Genomic DNA, 18,400 nt, shown 5'->3' with positions numbered 1-18,400 from the left:
TGGATTGTGGGGTCTGCTGCCGGAGGGGATTCGCCCTTACGCCAGCGCCGGCGTCTCCCACAGGTTCAGCTTCGTGCCGATCCCGTCGCGCACCGCGTTGCGGTACACCTTCGTCGCCCAGGCGACGTCCTCCACCGGCATCCCGCCCACCGAATAGATGAAGATCTCATCATCGTTCTGGCGCCCCGGGGTGATGCCGCGGATGATCTCGCCCACGTCTTCGAACTGCTCGGGGGTCATGCGTCCGTCGCGCACGCGGTCGACGAGGTGGATCCCCCAGATGCCGACCGTCTCGTGCGCGGGCACCGGGAGCTCCTCAGCCCACGCCTCGTAGATCTTGCGCGCGTCGGCGACATGCCGGGAGCGGAGGGTGAGGCTCTCGTCGAGCGCGAGGTGCGCGGAGCAGCAGATGAACGCGCCCGGCTTCACCCACTCGTCCTTGACGTGGGGGTAGTGCTCGGATCCCATCGGGCTCGGCACGGCGATGCTCACGATGTCGGAGTCGCGCACGGCGGCCTCCATGTCGGCGACCTGCTCGATCGTCTCGATCTGCGGGAACTTCTCGCGGGCCCACGCGATGAACGTGTCGATGCCCGCCTGGCCGCGGCCGGAGACCTTCACGGTCGTGATCCCGGGTCGCACGGCCACGAACGACTCGAGCGACGTGCGGTTCATGGGGCCGGGGCCGACGATGCCGACGACCGTCGCGTCCTCGCGTGCGAGGTAGCGCGCGCCGACACCCGGGATCGCCCCGGTGCGGTACGCGCTGAGCAGGTTCGCCGACATGATCGCGAGGGGCGCGCCCGTGTCCTTGTCGTTGAGGGTGAACATCAGGATCGATCGGGGGAGTCCGCGCTGCTTGTTCTCGACGTTCGAGCCGTACCACTTGCAGCCGGCCATCTGGTACTCACCGCCGAGGTAGGCGGGCATCGCCATGAAGCGGCGGTCGGGGCCGTCGACGGGCATGCCGGGGAACTCCTCGGTCTCCGGGAAGAACACCTGGGCGCCGTGCGAGTTGTTCTCGGTGCCGGCCATCCGGTAGTCGCCCTGCGCGAAGAGCCCGAGCATATCGCTCATGGTGTCCACGCACTCGGCCATGTTCGTGACCCCGGCGCGGATCATGTCCGGCTCGCTCAGGTAGAGGAAATCGATCGAGGTGTCTGGCACGGCGGTGTGTCCCTTCTGTCCGGCCCGGGGACGGGCGCGATGCCAGAATAAGACTATCCAAGTGGATAGTCAACTGCGGGGTGCCAGTGCCGCTCAGCTCGCGGCGGGCGCCGCTTCGTGGATGATCCGCCGGATCCGGCGGACCACGGGCGACACGTCGCCGGGGAGCACGAGCTGCTTGAAGACGATCGCGTCGAGCGCGAACCAGATGAGCTCCGTCAGCTCGGGATCCTCGACACCGAGGCGGGCGAGCTGCGTGCCGATCGCCTCGCGGTACGCCTCATAATGGCGCTCCGCATTGTGCCGCAGCTCGGGGCGCCGCCGGGCCTCGAGCAGCAGTTCGTACTGGAACGACTGGATCCCGCTCTCGCGCTCGGCGAGCGACTCGATGCCGTCCGCGAACTCCTCGACGGTGAGCCCGCCGTTCAGCATGTTGGATCCCTTGAGGCTCTCGTCGATGGCGAAGTCCATGGCCTCGGCGATGAGCTGGTCGCGGGTGCCGAAGTGGTGTCGCACGAGGCCGTGCGACACCCCCGCCTCGGCGGCAACGGCGCGGTAGGTGAGCGCCCGGAGCCCGCCGTTCGCGACGACGACGATGGTGGCGCGGAGCAGCGCGGTGCGGCCGGATACGTCTTTCATGTCATTGAGCGTAGCGACGGATCCGGGTCGGTGCGCGGCCTTGACGGCGGGGCGCGTGTCGGACGTTCCTCCCGCGCCGCTGCGATGTCCGATTTCCGCGCGCGTGCCGGCCCCGTGCGCGGCAGAATGGAGACCATGCAGACTCCGACCGGCCCCGCGACGCTCGACTTCGACGCGTGCTATCGCGCGGCGTCGGGGCGCGACGCGCGCTGGGACGGCCGGGTGTACCTGGGTGTGACGAGCACGGGAATCTACTGCCGACCGTCGTGCCCGGCGCGCAAGCCCCGCCGCGAGAACTGCCGGTTCTACGCGAGCGCGGCGGCGTGCGTGGCTGCGGGATTTCGCGCGTGCAAACGATGCCGCCCGGAAGCGGTGCCCGGCACGCGGGACTGGGACGCGCGAGGCGATCTCGTCGCACGGGCGGTCCGGCGCATCCGGGACGGGGCCGTCGACACGGTCGGCGTGGCGGGGCTCGCAGCGGAACTCGCGGTGAGCGAGCGGCACCTGCGCCGAATGCTCCTCGAAGAGGTCGGGGTCGGTCCGCTCCAGCTCGCGCGCAACCGTCGCGCACACGCGGCGCGCGCGCTCATCGAGGAGACGGATCTGCCGCTCGCGGACGTCGCATTCGCCGCCGGCTTCGGCAGCGTGCGGCAGTTCGGTGACACGATGCGCGAGGAGTTCGGGATCGCGCCCTCCGCGCTGCCTCGGCGTTCGCAGCCGGAGAGGCCCTCCGACCCGGCCGGCCCGGTGTCCGACGAGCGCCCGAAGCTCGCGCTCCGCCTCCGCACCCGCGCCCCGTTCGCCGCCGCGGGTGTGCGCGCGTTCCTCGCCGCGCACGCGATCCCGGGTCGTGACCTGATCGACCCCGCCGGCCCCACGTCGCACGCGATCGACCTGCCGGGCGGCACGGCGGTCGTGCGGATCGACTGGGGCGACGTGCCGTCCGTCGCCGAGCAGCTGGCCGGGGACCCGGGGGTGCGCGGTGCGGGCGCGGCGGGTGCGCGGGTGGTCGGCGTCCCGATCGTGCTGAGCCTGCCGGGGCTTGCAGACACGATGCCAGCGATCCAGGTCGTGCGACGGCTGCTCGACCTCGACGCGGATCCCGCGCAGATCGCGTCCGCGCTCGGCGACGACCCCGTGCTGGCGCCGATCATGCTGCGTCGCCCCGGGCTGCGGCTGCCCGGCGCCCGGCACGCGGCGGAGTTCGCACTCGGTACGGTGCTCGGGCAGCAGATCTCACTCGCCGCGGCGCGCACGATCCAGGGTCGGATGGCCGCGGCGTTCGAAGTGACACCGAGTTCGGGCAGCGGCGCGGCACCCGGGTTCGTCGCGCACCCGGATCCGCGATCCATCGCCGACACCTCGGCCGACGAACTGCGCGCGCGGCTCGGCCTCACCCGGGCCCGGGCCGACACGCTGCGGGCGCTCGCGACGGCCCTCGCCGAGGGCCTCGAACTCGGTCCCGGGGCGGATCGCGACGCGGTGCGGGCGACGTTGCTCGCCATTCGCGGGATCGGACCCTGGACCGTCGAACTCGTGGCGATGCGGGCGCTCGGCGATCCCGACGCCTTCCCGGCGGGCGACCTGATTCTCAAACGCGCACTCGGAACGGAACGTGAGTCCGTCGCGCGTGAGCTCTCCCAGCGCTGGCGGCCGTTCCGCGGCTACGCCACGCAATACCTGTGGTCGGACTTCCTCGAAGCGGCCTCCGGAAAGGACACCCCATGAGCACGGCACCCCTGGAATGCACCATCGTCGACGTGGCGGGTCATCCCTTCCACGCGATCTGGACCCCCGAGGACGGCGCCGTCCGCGCCGCCGGGTTCGCGACGGGGGCGGATCCCGACGCGGAAAGCCTGATGATGCGCTTGGCCGCGCTGGATCCGGATCTCGCGGCCCGCGAGCTCGCGGCGCCCCGGGACACGGGCGCGATCCCCGATGCGCTGCGCGCGTACGCGGCCGGGGAGCTCACGGCGATCGACGATCTCGCGGTCGCCCAGCCGGAGACGCCGTTCCGCGGAGAGGTGTGGCGCGCGCTGCGCGGAGTGCCCGCCGGGGCGGCCGTCACGTACACGGAGCTCGCCGGGCTGGCGGGCCGGCCCTCCGCGGTACGGGCGGCGGCATCGGGGTGCGCGAACAACCTCGTGGCGCTGATCGTGCCGTGCCACCGGATCGTGCGCACCGACGGTGGGCTGGGCGGGTACCTGTTCGGCACCGACATCAAGGAGGCGCTGCTGCGGCTCGAGGGGGCGATCCTCTAGCGAGATGCCTCGGTTGCAGGCTGTTGCGCAGGAGCCGAGTCCTCGGCAGGTTGCCTGATCAACACAAAGATCGGGCCTTCTCGTGGAGGAAAAGACCCGATCAGAGGGGATGACGGGAATCGAACCCGCGCTATCAGCTTGGGAAGCTGAAGTTCTACCATTGAACTACATCCCCGCGGCGGAATCGTTTCGATTCCGACTCATCCACACTAGCAGAAACGGGGCGAGCACTCCGCGACCCGGCACCCAGGGTCGCGCGGGTGATCCGGCCCGACTACTGGCAGATCGCGGTCTCGGCGATCTTCGCCGCCTGGTCGGCCGCGGTCCAGCCCAGCTCCGCACCGCTGCCGGCCTCGGTCGAGATCGCGGCCAGCTGGAAGGCGAGCGACTTCACGAAGGCGGCCCCGGCGGAGGAGTTGTTGAGCGCGACGACCACGGTGTACCCGGACTCCGGGTCGTGGTACGCGGCGGTCAGGGTGCCGGTGATCGCACCGCTCTGACCGTAGAGGGGACCCTGCTTCTCCATGCCGAACGCCCACTGCGCACCGGCGGGGTCCGGCTCGGTGGTCGGGTTGCCGTCGGCGTCCCGCTCCGGGTTCGCCAGCGGGTTCGTCTCCGTGACGACCCCCGCCTGCTCGCCGCCGAACGTGCCGCCGAGGTAGGCGGTGTAGAAGTTCTTCAGGTCGGTCACGGTCGTCACCGTGCCTCCGGCGCCGGCCAGCATCGACGAGGACACGGCGGGCACCTCGACCACGCCGGCGTCGCAGACGGGCGCGCCGCCGCTGGACGGGTAGGTGAGCCCCGAGAGCGTGGATCCCGACAGCTCCGTGGTCTCGGGGCTGGGGTAGAAGCTCGCGTTCATGTTCGCGGCCGAGAAGACGCGTTCCTTGAGGAGCGCGGGCATCTCTCCGGCGGTCTTGACGCGCAGGGCGCGCGACAGCACGACGGGGTTCGTGTCCGACTGGTGCACGTCACGTCCGGGCCACGACAGCGGCGAGTGGACGAGCCCCTGCGCGAGGAGCTCCTGATCCGGCCACACGCGCGTGGGATTGTTCGCGAAGATATCGAGGTAGCCGCTCTTGAAGTCCGCGAGGCCGGAGCGCATGTCGCAGAGCTGGCGGTACGTGACGCCCTCGATGCCGACCTGTCGCGTGAGGTCCTTGGAAATCTCGCGATCGAGGTCGAGGGTGCCCTCGTCGACGAGGTCGAGGAGGAGGGCGCACATCACGGGCTGCGTCGCCTGGGCCCCGCGGATCAGGCTGCCGCCGCTGAGCTCCTCGTTGCCGTAGGCGCGGACGTACTCCCCGCCGTCGGTGCCCCAGACACCCACGATGGCCTCGGTCGAGCCGCTGCTCTGCATCGCGGTGGCGATCGCGTCGTCGAAGGCGGTCGCGAGCGCATCATCCACGGTGTTGACGTCGCCGCTCACGGCGCCGCCCCCGCCGCCGGTGCAGGCAGTCAGGCCGAGCGCAGCCACGGCAAGGGCGCTTATCGTAACGACGCGGGCGCGACGTGCAAGCCTCGGGAACACTCAACCACCAATCTCCGTGAAGACACAGACCTCGCCGAAGTCTACTGCGTGTGACTGGGAGGAACGCGTCCGGCGGGCGAAGTGAGGCAATCCTTAGATAGACTCGCACGGTGACGAATTTTCCGGATGCCGTAATCTCTGCCGTTGTCGGCCACATGAACGGCGATCACCCCGAAGACAACCTCCTCATCGCGCGCGCGTTCGGGCGGCCGCAGGCGACGGCGAGCACCATGGTCGGACTCCGCGACGACGCGGGGCTCTGGCGGGTCGAGGACGCCGACGGGGCGCACGACCTCGAGGTGGCGTGGCCGAACGGGCCGATCGCCGAGCGCCCGGACATCCGTCGCGAGATCGTCGCGCTCTACCACGCGGCCTGCGAGACGCTCGGCGTGCCTGCCCGCGAGGAGCACCAGCCCGCCGCGGACGCGGCGCAGGGCGAGGCGTCCCATGCCCACGGTGATGCCGCTGCCCACGGTCATGGCGGTGGCCACGGCCACGGCGCTGCGCACGGCCACGGCGGCGCTCACGGTCACACGAGCTCCGACAGCGCTGACGACGGCGCCGAGGCGCCCTTCTCCCGCGTGATCCGCGAGTCCTCCTGGTCCGATCACTCCGACAGCGAGGGTGCGACCTTCATGGAGGACATCATGCGCGGCCGCGGTACGAAGCAGGACTACATCGACCTCGTCGCGCAGCACTTCTTCATGTACGAGGCACTCGAGGCCGCAGCGGAGCGCGTCGCCGAGGATCCGGCGTTCGCCGGGTTCCACGTGCCGGCGCTCACCCGCATGCCCGCGCTCGAGGCCGATCTCGTCGCGCTCGTCGGTGCCGATTGGCGCGACCGGATCGTTGCCACTCCGGCGACCGCGGCTTACGCGGCCAGGATCCGCGAGGTGGCCGACGACGCCTGGGTGCCCGGCATCGTCGCGCACCACTACACGCGCTACCTCGGGGACCTCTCGGGTGGGCAGATGATCGCGAAGCTCGTCGCGAAGCAGCACGACCTCGCGGACGGTGGCGTGGAGTTCTACGACTTCAGCGCGCTCGGCTCGATCGCGGGCTTCAAGAACGAGTACCGAGCCGCGCTCGACCGTCTCGGCGCCGAGCTGGACGATGCCGAGCGCACCCGCATGCTCGACGAGGTGCGCGCCGCGTACGCCTTCAACACCGCGGTGTTCGCCGACCTCGGCCGGCAGAAGGCCGCAGCCTAACCCCCGAGCCCTCCGGCGACGCCGCCCTCGCTCATGAAGCGCACGACGTTCGGATCCACGATCACGTCGCGCGGCTGCAGCGGGCGGCGGAGAAAGAGGCCGTCGAGCGACCGCACCCGGCTGAGCGCCACATAGGTCTGCCCCGCGCTGAACGCGCGCGGACCGAGGTCGATGATGGCGGAGTCGTAGGTGTGCCCCTGCGACTTGTGCACGGTGACCGCCCAGGCCAGCCGCAGCGGGAACTGCTCGAACTCCGCGACGACCTCCTTCTCGAGCTTCTTCGTCTCGGCGTCGTAGCGGTACCGGTACCGCTCCCAGGTCGTCGGCTCGACCTCGAACTCCTCGCGATCCACCTCGACCCACACCGTGCCGTCGACGCGCGACACCGTGCCGATCGTGCCGTTCACCCAGCGCCCGTCGGGGTCGTTGCGCAGGAACATCACCTGCGCGCCGGGCTTCAACTCGAGCACCTCGTCGGCGGGGTAGGTGTTCTCGCGGAACTCCCCGTTGATCTCTGCGACGGCCCGCAGCGGCGCCCCGGTGATCTCCGCCAGCCGCTCCGCGTTGATGCGGTTCACCACGGCGTTCGTGGTTGCGAGCGTGATGACGTCGCGCGGTGCGGTGCGGGATCCCGCCGCGTTGAGCTCGTTGGCCTGATCCTCGGCGACGACACCGTGCCGCACCGCACCCAGGATCTGCTTGAAGCGGTCGTCGCGCTGCCGATGCACCTCGGTGAGCTCGACCGCGGAGAGCGGCGCGCTCTTCCAGACGTTCGCGTCGAAGAACCACAGCGAGCGGTACGTGTCGTCGAAGTAGGCGCGCTCGTGCGGATCGCGCGGCGGCACGGGCGGCAGCTGGAACGGGTCGCCGAACATGATGATCTGCGCGCCGCCGAACGGATCGTGCTTCTTGCCGCGGGCGAGCCGCAGTGACCGGTCGATCGCGTCCATGAGGTCGGCCGACACCATCGAGACCTCGTCGATGACCAGAGTGTCGATCGACGCGAGCATCTTCTTGAGCTCGGCCGGCTGGTCGAGCTCCTGGTCCGCGATCACGCCGGTGGGGAGGCGCAGCAGCGAGTGGATCGTCTGCCCGCCGACGTTCAGTGCGGCGACCCCGGTCGGAGCGCAGACCGCGATGATCTTGCTGGTCTTCCAGGCGAGATGGTTCAGGATCGTGGACTTGCCGGTGCCGGCGCGACCCGTCACGAAGATGTGCTCGCGGGTGTGCTCGATGCGCTCGTAGACGGCGAGCTGCTCGGCGGAAAGGTCTGGTCGTGCCACCCGACTAGGCTACTGGGGAAATCCCGGCGGGCAGGAGCACCTGTGTGGTGGGTCCCGACTCCACCACGAGGAGCCCGGCTTCGATCCTGAGCTCGCCCGACGCGATGGGCCAGGTGAACACCTCCGCGCCGGTGCCGTCGACGAAGATGAGGCCATCGGCGTCGGTGCGGAACAGGAGCAGCGCGCCGTCGGCGCTGATCCCGCGTAGCGCAATGATGCTGTCGGGCAGCTCGATGCTCCCCTCGGGAGTGAAGTCGCGCTGACGCTGGTCCTGGTAGAGGCTCGGGATCCCGTCGGCGCTCACGCCGACGACTCCGCCGGCGGCGACGTGGTCCGCGACGGGGAAGGTGATGCCGCTCTCCGGGGAGGGGACGAATCGATACTGCGAGGATCCGACCGTACGGTCGACCTCGGTGCCCGAGACGTCGAAGAAGGCGTACTCGGGATCCGACTGGTTGATCCGCTCCACGTAGCCGTCGCTCGCCCAGGTGATCCCGTCGGCGCGCTCGACGTCCTGCTCGAGGACCGTGTCGCCGGAACTCCCGTCGACGATCACGAGGCGATCGTCCAGCCCGTCGAGCACCCCGAGGTGGCCGTCGTCCAGCGGAGTGATCGTGGCGTTCGCGGGCACCATCGTCGTCCACACGGGCGCCCCGCCCCGGAACCCGGAGAGTGCGCCCTCGGCGTTCGAGAGGACGAGCAGATCCTCGATCTGCGCAACGAGCTTCACGCTGCTCCGCTCGTTCTCCAGCGCGAGGTCGCTGGTCGTTTCGCCCGTCGCCGCATCGACGATCTGCCAATCCGGCTCGCTGGTCCACGATCGTGCGATCAGTGCGGACCCGTCCAGGATCGCGCCGGGAGTGCACCGCGCATCGTCAGCCTCCCAGCGCACGTCGCCGCCCGCGAGCGGTCGCGCGAGTACCCGGGAACCGTTATTCGGCCCGGCCTGCATCTCGATCACGAGGTCGTCGGCGATCCCGCAGACCGTGTTCGCCGTCGCGTACGTGGCCACCACGCCGTCGGCGTACCCGTTGTCGAACCATCGACCCGGATCGCCCACCGGGTGCAGCTCGAGCTGTGTGAGGTCGGACGGCGGAGCCTCCGAGGCGCCCGACGTGCACCCGGCGAGCATGAGCGCACCCCCGATCAGCGCGAGGGCGCGGAGTGCAACGGGTCGACGGGCCGCGGGAGTCGCCTGGAAATGCATGCCTCTCAGACTGCCACACGGGTCGCGGGTGTGTCGCGCACCATCAGGAGGAGCACCATGCCGATGAGCAGCACGAGGGCGATGCCGAGGATCCCGAACAGCGAGCTGCCGCCGAGCGCGACAGCGGCGGTGAAGGCTGCGGGCGCGAGGAACGAGACCGCGCGTCCGGTCGTCGCGTAGAGCCCGAAAATCTCGCCCTCGCGCCCCGGCGGAATGAGCTTCGCGAGGTAGCTGCGGCTCGCCGACTGCACCGGTCCGACGAAGACCGCCGACATCAGACCGAAGGTCCAGAACACCCAGGGACCGAGCGGGGCGAGCACGAAGACGAGGATGAGGCCGATCACCATGGCGACAAGTGAGGCGGCCATCACTCCCTTCGCGCTGAAGCGATCCTCGAACATGCCACCCAGAATGGTCGCGACACCCGAGATGACGTTGGCCGCGATCGCGAAGATGATCACGGTCGTGGCGTCGAACCCGAAGGATCGCGCCGCAATCACCCCGGCGAACGTGAAGACGCCGGCGAGCCCGTCGCGGAAGACCGCGCTCGCGAGCAGGAAGAAGAGAGTCTGCTTCGACTCGCGCCAGAGACCTCGCAGGCTGCGGAACAGCTCCCGGTACCCGGAGAAGAGGCCGTGCACCGGGCTCGCGGTGTCGGCGGGCACCTCCGGGATCGCGAAGAATACCGGCAGCGCGAAGACCGCGAACCACGCGGCCGAGAGCACCATGGCGATCCGAATGTTCCAGGCACCCTCGCTCGTCACGCCGAACCAGCCCGGATCGGGGAAGATGAAGCCGACGAGCAGGATCGTGAGCAGCACGATCCCGCCGAGATACCCCATGCCCCAGCCGACGCCCGAGACCCGACCCATGGTCGCGGGAGTCGCCAGCTGCGTGAGCATCGAGTTGTAGCTCACGCTCGCGAACTCGAAGGCGACGTTGCCCACCGCGAGGAGCACGAGGCCGAGGATCAGGTACTGCTCCTCCGGGGCGACGAGCACGAGCAGTGCCGTGCAGGCGACGACGATGGCGGTGTTGATGCCGAGCCACTGCTTCCTGCGCCCGGTCGCGTCGGTGAGGCGGCCGAGCACCGGGGCCAGCAGTGCGATCGCGACGCCGGCGATCGCGAGGGTCGTGCCGAGCTTCACCGAGACCTCCGCCTCCTCGCCGAAGGAGCCCGAGGTGAGGTAGACGGTGAAGACGAAGGTCGTGACGACGGCGTTGAAGGAAGCGGAGCCCCAGTCCCACAGGGACCAGGCGAAGACGGTGCGTTTGCGAACGACCTCGGGCCGGGTTCCGCGGCCCGCGTCGGACGAGTCGGCTGCGGGCTGCGGCGAGTGCTGGCTCATGCCGCTCAGCGTAGCGTGGAGGGGCCCGCGAGCGGGAGAAAAGTTGATCCTGAGAGTTGAGTGGAAGCGACTCAACTTTGCGGGATCCGACTTGACTGTATCCACGCGTTCGATAAACTTGAGTGCATACGGCTCAACCTGTATGCGCGACACAAGCCGCGGGGTGGGCCCGAGACCTGGGGTGCGCGAACGCGCGATCCCGAACCTAGCACTACGAAGGAGAACACATGTCCCGTGCAGTTGGCATCGACCTCGGTACCACGAACTCGGTCGTCGCAGTCCTGGAGGGCGGCGAGCCCACCGTCATCGCAAACGCGGAGGGGTTCCGCACGACCCCGTCGATCGTTGCATTCACCAAGGACGGGGAGGTGCTCGTCGGCGAGACCGCGAAGCGCCAGGCCGTCACGAACGTCGATCGGACGCTCGCTTCCGTCAAGCGCCACATGGGTACCGACTGGAAGACCGACGAGATCGACGGCAAGCGCTACACCGCGCAGGAGATCAGCGCCCGTACGCTCATGAAGCTGAAGCGCGATGCCGAGACCTACCTCGGCGACAAGGTGACCGACGCGGTCATCACCGTCCCCGCCTACTTCAACGACGCCGAGCGCCAGGCCACCAAGGAGGCCGGTGAGATCGCGGGCCTCAACGTGCTCCGCATCATCAACGAGCCCACCGCGGCCGCACTCGCCTACGGCCTCGACAAGGGCAAGGAGGACGAGCTCATCCTCGTCTTCGACCTCGGCGGCGGCACGTTCGACGTCTCCCTCCTCGAGGTGGGCAAGGACGACGACTTCTCGACGATCCAGGTCCGCGCGACCTCCGGGGACAACCGCCTCGGCGGCGACGACTGGGATCAGCGCGTCGTGGACTGGCTGATCACGCAGTTCAAGAACTCGACCGGCGTCGACGTAGCGAAAGATAAGATCGCGCTGCAGCGCCTCAAGGAGGCCGCTGAGCAGGCGAAGAAGGAGCTCTCGAACTCGATGAGCACCCAGATCCAGCTGCCGTACCTCTCGCTCACCGAGAACGGTCCGGCGAACCTCGATGAGACGCTCACCCGCGCCAAGTTCGAGGAGCTCACCAAGGATCTGCTCGAGCGCACGCGCAAGCCGTTCCAGGACGTCATCGCCGAGGCCGGCGTCAAGGTCTCCGAGATCGCGCACGTCGTGCTCGTCGGCGGCTCGACCCGCATGCCCGCGGTCACCGAGCTCGTCAAGCAGCTCACGGGCGGCAAGGAGCCGAACAAGAGCGTCAACCCGGACGAGGTCGTCGCCGTCGGCGCCGCGCTGCAGGCCGGTGTGCTGAAGGGTGAGCGCAAGGACGTGCTGCTCATCGACGTCACCCCGCTGTCCCTCGGCATCGAGACCAAGGGTGGCATCATGACGAAGCTGATCGAGCGCAACACCGCGATCCCGACCAAGCGTTCCGAGACCTTCACCACGGCCGAGGACAACCAGCCCTCCGTCGCGATCCAGGTCTTCCAGGGCGAGCGCGAGTTCACCCGTGACAATAAGAACCTCGGCACGTTCGAGTTGACCGGCATCGCACCGGCTCCGCGCGGGATCCCGCAGGTCGAGGTCACCTTCGACATCGACGCCAACGGCATCGTCCAGGTGTCCGCGAAGGACAAGGGCACCGGCAAGGAGCAGACGATCACCATTTCCGGTGGATCGACGCTCTCGAAGGACGATATCGAGCGCATGGTGCGCGAGGCCGAGGAGCACGCTGCGGAGGACAAGCAGCGCCGCGAGGCCGCCGAGACCCGCAACAACGCCGAGCAGCTCGCCTACTCGGTGGAGAAGCTCATCAGCGAGAACGAGGACAAGCTGCCCGAGGACGTCAAGACCGAGGTGCAGGGCGACCTGGACGCGCTGAAGCAGGCGCTCGCCGGTGATGACGACGAGGCGGTGAAGACCGCCGCCGACAAGCTGGGCGAGAGCCAGGGCAAGCTCGGCGAGGCGATCTACGCCGCCGCGCAGGCCGAGGCACCCGCTGAGGGCGCCGCCGGTGAGAGCGCGAACGATGATGACGTGGTGGACGCCGAGGTCGTTGAGGACGACGAGGCAGACAACTCCGAGGAGAAGAAGTAACGATGTCGAACGAGGAACAGCGCCAGCACGGGGAACACCCGAACGGTGACGAGGTTCCTGCAGCGGGATCGGCGGCCCCGGGCCAGGATGCAGCGCAGGGCGCTGCATCCACCGGGCCGCTCGGCTCAGACGCCGAGGACACCTCCGGTTCCGCCGATGCGGGACTCACCGTCGACGACATCCTGGGTGCGGAGCAGACCGACGACGCCGTGCAGGCCGAGTCGGCCGGCTCCGGCGCCCCCGAGGACTTCTACCTGGAAGATCTGCGACGGATCACCGCGGAGTACGCGAACTACCGGAAGCGCACGGAGGCGAACGCCGTGATCGAGAAGCAGCGCGCGATCGCCTCGGCGGTCACGCCGCTGCTCTCGGTGCTCGACGATCTCGATCGTGCCGAGAAGCACGGCGACCTCGTCGAGGGCACGGCCTTCGCGACGATCGCTCAGAAGATCCGTGGCACCATGGAGCGCTACGGTCTGGAGACCTTCGGCGCGGTGGGCGACGCGTTCGACCCGCAGGTGCACGAGGCCATCGCGCAGGTGCCGGTCCCCGGCACGGAGCAGCAGACCGTGCTCGATGTGATCGAGCGGGGGTACCGCCTCGGTGAGGTCGAGTTGCGCCCCGCAAAAGTAGCGGTGGCGGTGGGGGCAGATGGCTAGTCAGGATTGGCTCGAAAAGGACTTCTACCAGATCCTCGGCGTGTCCAAGGACGTGTCCGACGCTGAGCTGAAGAAGACCTACCGCAAGCTCGCGCGGAAGTATCACCCGGACTCCAATCCGGGCGATGCGGCGGCAGAGGCCCAGTTCAAGGAGATGAGCGAGGCCTACTCCGTGCTCTCCGACAAGGAGCAGCGCGCGGAGTACGACCAGATCCGTGCCATGGGTGCGGGCGGAGCCCGATTCACCTCGGGCGGCGGCGGCGCGCAGGGTTTCGAGGACGTCTTCGGCGGCATGTTCGGCGGCGGCGCCCCCGGGGGTCGCGGCGGGCAGTACAGCTACCAGCAGGGTGGCGCGCAGGGGTTCGAGGATCTCTTCGGCGGCATGTTCGGCGGGGGCGCCCCCCGGGGCCCCCAGCCCGGGCGCGACATCCAGGCGTCGACGACGCTCGACTTCGAGACCGCGGTGAACGGCAAGACCGTCACACTGCAGGCCCAGAGCGGGTCGGTCAAGGTCAAGATTCCCGCGGGCGTCGCCGACGGCCAGAAGATCAAGGTCCGCGGCAAGGGCGAACCCAGCCCGAACGGCGGCCCGGCCGGCGATATCATCCTGACGGTGAGCGTGCGCAAGCACCCGGTGTTCGAGCGCGATGGGCAGAATCTCCGCCTGAAGCTGCCGGTCACGTTCTCGGAGGCCGCGCTCGGCGCGACCGTCGAGGTGCCGACGCTCGGCGGGGCGCCGGTGCGTCTCAAGGTGCAGCCGGGGACCCCGAGCGGTCGGGTGCTCCGCGTCAAGGGGCGCGGGGTGAAGAGCGCGAAGGGCACCGGTGACCTCCTCGCGGAGGTGCAGGTCGTTGTGCCGTCGCACCTCTCGGACGAGGCGCGCGAGGCCCTCGAGGCATTCCGCGCGGTCGAGCCCGACGAGAACCCCCGCGAGGATCTGCTCGCCCGCGCACGCGGATAACCGGCCGAGATCGGAGAGGACAGCATCATGGCCACATCGATGGATCGGTTCACCCCCGTCTTCGCGATCGCGGCGGCGGCGGAACTCGCCGAGATGCATCCTCAGACGCTGCGGCAGTACGACCGGATCGGGCTCGTATCGCCGCAGCGCACCCGCGGGAACACCCGTCGCTACTCGCTCCACGACGTCGCGCAGCTGCGCGAGGTCGCTCGGCTCTCGGCCGAGGGTCTGAGCCTCGAGGGCATCCGGCGCGTGCTGCAGCTCGAGGATCGCGTGCGCGAGCTCGAGGGCCGCGTGCGGGAGCTCGAGCGCGCGCTCTCCGACGAGATGCTGAAGCGCCCGGAGCGCCGGGTGTTCGCGGCGGGCTCGAGCGGCGGTGAGGTCGTCACGTTGCGACGCGGCACCCGGGTTCGGCGGAACGCCGAGGTCGTGGTGTGGCAGCCGTAGGCGCCGCGTCTCCCGACGAACGTGCGGGTGAGATCAGGGCGCTGTGTGCCCGGCTCTCCCGCGAACCGGACCTGGACGCCCCCGAGCTCCAGGCCTACGACACGGCGGACCTCCTGCTGCTCGAGACGGCCGAGCCCGCGATCCGCGGGCTCGCGCCGGGTGAGCTCGTGGTGATCGGGGATCGGCACGGGGCGCTCGCGCTCGGTGCCGCCGCGCTGTTCGGCGCGCTCGGCATCCGCTCCCATCAGGACGCGCTGCTCGGCGAGCGCGCGATGGCGCGGAACGCCGAGGCGCTCGGGCTGGGGTCTGGTCCTGATCTCGCGGGTTCGGCCGTGGTCGTCTCTCACGACGACCTCGGTGAGTCTCTGCTGCACGGTGCGCGCGTCGTGCTGCTGCAGCTGCCCCGAGGACTCGACGCGCTCGACGAGATCGCCGCGGCGATCGCCCGCTGGGCGGAACCCTCCGTGGTCGTGTTCGCGGGCGGGCGCGTGAAGCACATGACCCGTTCGATGAACGAGGTGCTCGCGCGCTCCTTCGGCGAGGTCACGGCCGGGCTCGGGCGGCAGAAGGCGCGGGTGCTCACCGCGCGGGATCCGCTCCCGGTTCCCGCCGATGCGTACCCGCGCTGGGGCACGGATCCCGAGCTGCCGTTCCGGATCGCCGCGCACGGCGCGACCTTCGGTGGGCCGACGCTGGATCACGGCAGCCGACTGCTGCTCGCGGGACTCGCGGCGTCGGCCGCGCATCCACTCGGTGGCGACCGAGATCCCCACCGCATCGTCGACCTCGGCTGCGGCAACGGGGTGCTGGCCGTCTCCGCGGCCCTGCGATGGCCCGATGCCGAGGTCATCGCGACCGACCAGTCGTCGGCCGCCGTTGCGGCGACGCGGACGACTGCAACCGCCGCGGGAGTGGCGGATCGCATCACCGTGTACCGCGCAGACGGAGCGGAGGCCGTGCCCGACGGCTGGGCGGATCTGATCCTGCTCAACCCGCCGTTCCACACGGGTGCGACCGTGCACGCGGGGGTCGCGCATCGGCTCATCCGCTCGTGCGCGCGGGCGCTCGCCCCGGGCGGGGAGCTCCGCCTGGTCTTCAACTCGCACCTGGGGTACCGGTCGCTGGTGGAGCAGGTGATCGGCCCGGTGCGGCAGGTCGCCCGGGATCGTACCTTCACGGTGCTCGCCGCGACCCGTCGGTAGGCGAGCGGTTCCGCCCGGCGCCCTTCTGCCCGGACTGCCCGGGATCCTCTTGCCGGCACTCGTATGCCCGGGACTCGTATGCCCGGGATCTTTCTGTCCCTGGCCCGACTGTACCTGAGCCGCGCGGCCCGGCCCGTCACGCGGGTCGGCCCGTCACGCGGCTCCCACCTCTCGTGCGGTCGAATTCCCACCAATCCGACCGCCTGGCGTGCGTGCACCGCGTGAGGTGCACGATCCGAGGATTCCTCGCGCGCCCGCTCCGACGTCGAGCGGCTGGTCTGCTCGAGTGAGCGCAACAACACCGTGCGCGCCGCCCCGCGGTGTCCGTGCGTTCACGCGGAAGTGGGGCGGGGGCGGTCGGAAGTGGGGCGGACCGGGAACTCCCCCGCGCCCGTTGGAGTGCAGATGTGCACCTTTCGGAGCTGATTCGCGTGCCGTACTGCACACCGAAGCGGCGCGGGAGTGCGGCGACGCAGGGTGGCGGACGCCACGTCACGCCACGACAGCGGCGCGGCCAGCGGCGCCCGGCTCCTAGGCCTGGCGGTGGTTCTGCTGCTCGCGGGCCCGGATCAGGTCCCTGACCGTGACCTGGCGCGGCCGGATCCCGTAATCCTCGGGTGTGACTCCGGAGAGAAATCGCCCCGGCTCGACCTCGAGCGCCGCCGAGATTCGAATGATCGTCTCGACCGACGGGCTCGATACACCGCGTTCGATCCGTCCGATGCTCGTCGCGCCCATCTCCGAGAGCTCACCGAGATCCTCGAGGGAGATGCCCAGCCGCTGACGCTCCGCGCGCACGCGTCGGCCGATTTCCACGGCTGCGGCGGAGTGAGTCTTGGGCACCAAACCAGCGTGCTCGACCTGTGCGCGAAGATCCAGAGGGTGTGCGCCCCACTCATTCATGTGTAGGGCGTTCATGGCTTTTTCAGTCCCAGTCCCCAGGCCCCTCCGTGCCCCGCGCTACTGTGGAGACACCATGTCGAACGCGAACTCCGCGCTGCTGCTGAAGCTCGCGCCCAGCATCTACGGACCCACGATCCTGTTCACGCTGGGCGAGTACGCGGTCCTGCCGCTCATCCCGGTGATCGCGGTCCAGATGGGCGCCAGCCTCGGGCTGTCGGGGTTCATCGCGTCCGCGGTGGTCGTGGGTCAGCTCGCGGGCAACCTGCCGGCGAGCTGGGTGGTGTCACGGGCGGGCGAGCGGATCGCCATGCTCATCGCTGCCGCGGTCGCCCTGGTGGCGACGATCGGGATCGCCCTCGCGCCGACCCCCGCGCTGCTCGGCCTCGCCGTGTTCGTCGTCGGTTTCGCCGCCGCGACCTTCGGCCTGGCCCGTCACTCCTTCATGACGACGCGGGTGCCCGTCGCCTTCCGCGCCCGTGCGCTCTCCCTCATCGGCGGTTCGCATCGTCTCGGCCGCTTCGCCGGGCCGTTTCTCGCCGCCGCCCTCGTCGCGCTGACGGGCAACCCCGGCGCCACGATCTGGGCGTTCATGGGGTGTCTCGTGCTCGCGGCCCTGCTCGTGGGCCTTGCGCCGGATCCCGAACGGCTGGTGCCACTCGCGGCGTCGGGCGGAACCGAGTCGGGCGGTGCCGGACCGAGCGGCGCCGCGACAGGCGGATCCGCGACGGGAGGCACCGGGATCCCGAACACGGCGATCCCGAACCCGGACCAGCGGCCCGGCGGCATCCTGGCCGCGATCCGCGCGGGCCACGCACCCCTGCTGCGAGTGGGCGGGTGCGCGGCGATCCTCTCGGGCCTACGATCGGTGAAGGACGTCTTCCTGCCGCTGTGGGGCCTCTCGATCGGCATGGACGCCCCCGGGATCGCCCTCGTCGTCGGCATCTCCGGCACGATCGACTTCGCGCTGTTCTACACGAGCGGGCAGGTCATGGACCGGTTCGGGCGCCTGTGGGCGGCGCTCCCGGCGACCGCCGCGATGGCCCTGAGCTTCCTCGTGCTCTCCCTCACCCACGACGTGCCGGGGGCGGTCGGGTGGCTGATCGCGTGTGCCGTGGTGATCGGGATCGGCAACGGGCTGTCGAGTGGGATCGTCCTGACGCTCGGCGCGGACCTCGCTCCGATGAACAACCCGGCTCCATTCCTCGCCGCGTGGCGCACGCTCGTGGACTTCGGGGGCGCTGCGGCACCGCTCGCGGTCTCGGCGATCTCGGTCGCCTCCCTGCCGATCGCGAGCGCCGCAACCGGCGTGCTCGCGATCCTGGGCGTCGCCGGGTTCGCGCGGTGGGTGCCGCGCTACATCCCGCGGGCCCGGGGAATGCGTCGGTAGCCGACCGCTGTTGCGCGAGCGCGGCGGGGTTCGGGGGATTCTCCGGTGGCGCTGCCTACACTGGGAACCGTTCTCCCACCGGCGAACGACGACCCGACCG

16 protein-coding genes and 1 tRNA gene are annotated in these 18,400 nt (G+C 70.1%); 9 read left to right on the top strand and 8 right to left on the bottom strand.

Features of this window, described 5'->3' with window-relative positions:
• Window positions 1–36: 36 nt before the first annotated feature.
• Window positions 37–1,167 (bottom strand): ornithine cyclodeaminase family protein, encoded by a 1,131-nt coding sequence (locus tag MUN76_RS08110; protein WP_244683837.1) that lies wholly within the window; start codon window positions 1,165–1,167, stop codon window positions 37–39.
• Between the two features lie 93 nt (window positions 1,168–1,260).
• Window positions 1,261–1,806, bottom strand: coding sequence for a TetR/AcrR family transcriptional regulator (locus MUN76_RS08105; protein WP_244683835.1), 546 nt, complete (start codon window positions 1,804–1,806; stop codon window positions 1,261–1,263).
• Between the two features lie 135 nt (window positions 1,807–1,941).
• On the opposite strand from MUN76_RS08105, the gene MUN76_RS08100 reads away from it, so the two are divergent.
• Both MUN76_RS08100 and MUN76_RS08095 read left to right on the top strand, forming a co-directional pair.
• A complete protein-coding gene (locus tag MUN76_RS08100; protein ID WP_244683834.1) occupies window positions 1,942–3,534 on the top strand; it encodes a DNA-3-methyladenine glycosylase 2 family protein in 1,593 nt (530 codons plus the stop codon).
• Window positions 3,531–4,067, top strand: coding sequence for a methylated-DNA--[protein]-cysteine S-methyltransferase (locus MUN76_RS08095; protein ID WP_244683833.1), 537 nt, complete (start codon window positions 3,531–3,533; stop codon window positions 4,065–4,067). The genes MUN76_RS08100 and MUN76_RS08095 overlap by 4 nt, the downstream gene beginning before the upstream one ends.
• Before the next feature lie 104 nt (window positions 4,068–4,171).
• Here MUN76_RS08095 and MUN76_RS08090 read toward each other — a convergent pair.
• A tRNA-Gly gene (locus tag MUN76_RS08090) sits at window positions 4,172–4,242 on the bottom strand.
• A gap of 99 nt (window positions 4,243–4,341) precedes the next feature.
• Entirely contained in the window at window positions 4,342–5,544 is a 1,203-nt protein-coding gene (locus tag MUN76_RS08085) for a serine hydrolase domain-containing protein (protein WP_244683832.1), read from the bottom strand.
• Window positions 5,545–5,708: 164 nt separating this feature from the next.
• Between MUN76_RS08085 and MUN76_RS15560 the strand changes: the two genes are divergently transcribed.
• Window positions 5,709–6,809 (top strand): biliverdin-producing heme oxygenase, encoded by a 1,101-nt coding sequence (locus MUN76_RS15560; protein ID WP_346730369.1) that lies wholly within the window; start codon window positions 5,709–5,711, stop codon window positions 6,807–6,809.
• Here MUN76_RS15560 and MUN76_RS08070 read toward each other — a convergent pair.
• Genes MUN76_RS08070 through MUN76_RS08060 form a run of 3 tightly spaced genes read right to left on the bottom strand, consistent with a single transcriptional unit; the run spans window position 6,806 to window position 10,648 of the window.
• On the bottom strand, window positions 6,806–8,092 hold the full coding sequence (locus tag MUN76_RS08070; RefSeq protein WP_244683831.1) for an ATP-dependent DNA helicase: 1,287 nt from the start codon (window positions 8,090–8,092) through the stop codon (window positions 6,806–6,808). The two genes, MUN76_RS15560 and MUN76_RS08070, sit on opposite strands and share 4 nt — an antisense overlap.
• Before the next feature lie 4 nt (window positions 8,093–8,096).
• Window positions 8,097–9,299, bottom strand: a complete 1,203-nt coding sequence (locus MUN76_RS08065; protein ID WP_244683830.1) for a PQQ-binding-like beta-propeller repeat protein — start codon at window positions 9,297–9,299, stop codon at window positions 8,097–8,099.
• 5 nt (window positions 9,300–9,304) lie between these two features.
• Window positions 9,305–10,648 carry an MFS transporter gene (locus MUN76_RS08060; protein ID WP_244683829.1) on the bottom strand — a complete coding sequence of 448 codons (1,344 nt, stop codon included), beginning with the start codon at window positions 10,646–10,648 and terminating at the stop codon, window positions 9,305–9,307.
• A 227-nt stretch (window positions 10,649–10,875) separates the two neighbouring features.
• Here MUN76_RS08060 and dnaK point away from each other — a divergent pair, with 227 nt between their 5' ends.
• The 5 genes from dnaK to MUN76_RS08035 are packed head-to-tail and all read left to right on the top strand — an operon-like array spanning window position 10,876 to window position 16,010.
• The gene (dnaK, locus tag MUN76_RS08055) at window positions 10,876–12,741 is read left to right on the top strand and encodes a molecular chaperone DnaK (RefSeq protein WP_244683828.1); all 1,866 of its coding nucleotides are present in this window, start codon (window positions 10,876–10,878) and stop codon (window positions 12,739–12,741) included.
• Window positions 12,742–12,743: 2 nt separating this feature from the next.
• Window positions 12,744–13,400 carry a nucleotide exchange factor GrpE gene (locus tag MUN76_RS08050; RefSeq protein WP_244683827.1) on the top strand — a complete coding sequence of 219 codons (657 nt, stop codon included), beginning with the start codon at window positions 12,744–12,746 and terminating at the stop codon, window positions 13,398–13,400.
• Window positions 13,393–14,361 (top strand): DnaJ C-terminal domain-containing protein, encoded by a 969-nt coding sequence (locus MUN76_RS08045; protein WP_244683825.1) that lies wholly within the window; start codon window positions 13,393–13,395, stop codon window positions 14,359–14,361. The genes MUN76_RS08050 and MUN76_RS08045 overlap by 8 nt, the downstream gene beginning before the upstream one ends.
• A gap of 39 nt (window positions 14,362–14,400) precedes the next feature.
• Window positions 14,401–14,808: a heat shock protein transcriptional repressor HspR gene (locus MUN76_RS08040; protein ID WP_244688720.1), complete on the top strand. Its 408-nt coding sequence runs from the start codon at window positions 14,401–14,403 to the stop codon at window positions 14,806–14,808.
• The gene (locus MUN76_RS08035; RefSeq protein ID WP_244683823.1) at window positions 14,796–16,010 is read left to right on the top strand and encodes a class I SAM-dependent methyltransferase; all 1,215 of its coding nucleotides are present in this window, start codon (window positions 14,796–14,798) and stop codon (window positions 16,008–16,010) included. The genes MUN76_RS08040 and MUN76_RS08035 overlap by 13 nt, the downstream gene beginning before the upstream one ends.
• A gap of 531 nt (window positions 16,011–16,541) precedes the next feature.
• On the opposite strand, the gene MUN76_RS08030 is transcribed toward MUN76_RS08035, so the two are convergent.
• Window positions 16,542–16,853, bottom strand: a complete 312-nt coding sequence (locus MUN76_RS08030) for a helix-turn-helix domain-containing protein (protein WP_244683821.1) — start codon at window positions 16,851–16,853, stop codon at window positions 16,542–16,544.
• Between the two features lie 133 nt (window positions 16,854–16,986).
• On the opposite strand from MUN76_RS08030, the gene MUN76_RS08025 reads away from it, so the two are divergent.
• Entirely contained in the window at window positions 16,987–18,300 is a 1,314-nt protein-coding gene (locus tag MUN76_RS08025) for an MFS transporter (protein ID WP_244683820.1), read from the top strand.
• Window positions 18,301–18,400 lie beyond the last annotated feature (100 nt).

The sequence above is a fragment of the Leucobacter rhizosphaerae genome (genome assembly GCF_022919175.1).
GTDB classification, from domain to species: Bacteria; Actinomycetota; Actinomycetes; order Actinomycetales; family Microbacteriaceae; genus Leucobacter; species Leucobacter rhizosphaerae.
The sequence above is the reverse complement of the archived record's forward strand: the minus strand, read 5'-3'. Positions and strand labels throughout refer to the sequence as shown.

Coding starts and splice junctions, on each gene's coding strand:
- MUN76_RS08105 (WP_244683835.1), bottom strand. CDS start 1,806: ATGAAAGACGTATCCGGCCGCACCGCGCTGCTCCGCGCCACCATCGTC.
- MUN76_RS08100 (WP_244683834.1), top strand. CDS start 1,942: ATGCAGACTCCGACCGGCCCCGCGACGCTCGACTTCGACGCGTGCTAT.
- MUN76_RS08095 (WP_244683833.1), top strand. CDS start 3,531: ATGAGCACGGCACCCCTGGAATGCACCATCGTCGACGTGGCGGGTCAT.
- MUN76_RS08065 (WP_244683830.1), bottom strand. CDS start 9,299: ATGCATTTCCAGGCGACTCCCGCGGCCCGTCGACCCGTTGCACTCCGC.
- MUN76_RS08060 (WP_244683829.1), bottom strand. CDS start 10,648: ATGAGCCAGCACTCGCCGCAGCCCGCAGCCGACTCGTCCGACGCGGGC.
- dnaK (WP_244683828.1), top strand. CDS start 10,876: ATGTCCCGTGCAGTTGGCATCGACCTCGGTACCACGAACTCGGTCGTC.
- MUN76_RS08050 (WP_244683827.1), top strand. CDS start 12,744: ATGTCGAACGAGGAACAGCGCCAGCACGGGGAACACCCGAACGGTGAC.
- MUN76_RS08045 (WP_244683825.1), top strand. CDS start 13,393: ATGGCTAGTCAGGATTGGCTCGAAAAGGACTTCTACCAGATCCTCGGC.
- MUN76_RS08040 (WP_244688720.1), top strand. CDS start 14,401: ATGGATCGGTTCACCCCCGTCTTCGCGATCGCGGCGGCGGCGGAACTC.
- MUN76_RS08025 (WP_244683820.1), top strand. CDS start 16,987: ATGTCGAACGCGAACTCCGCGCTGCTGCTGAAGCTCGCGCCCAGCATC.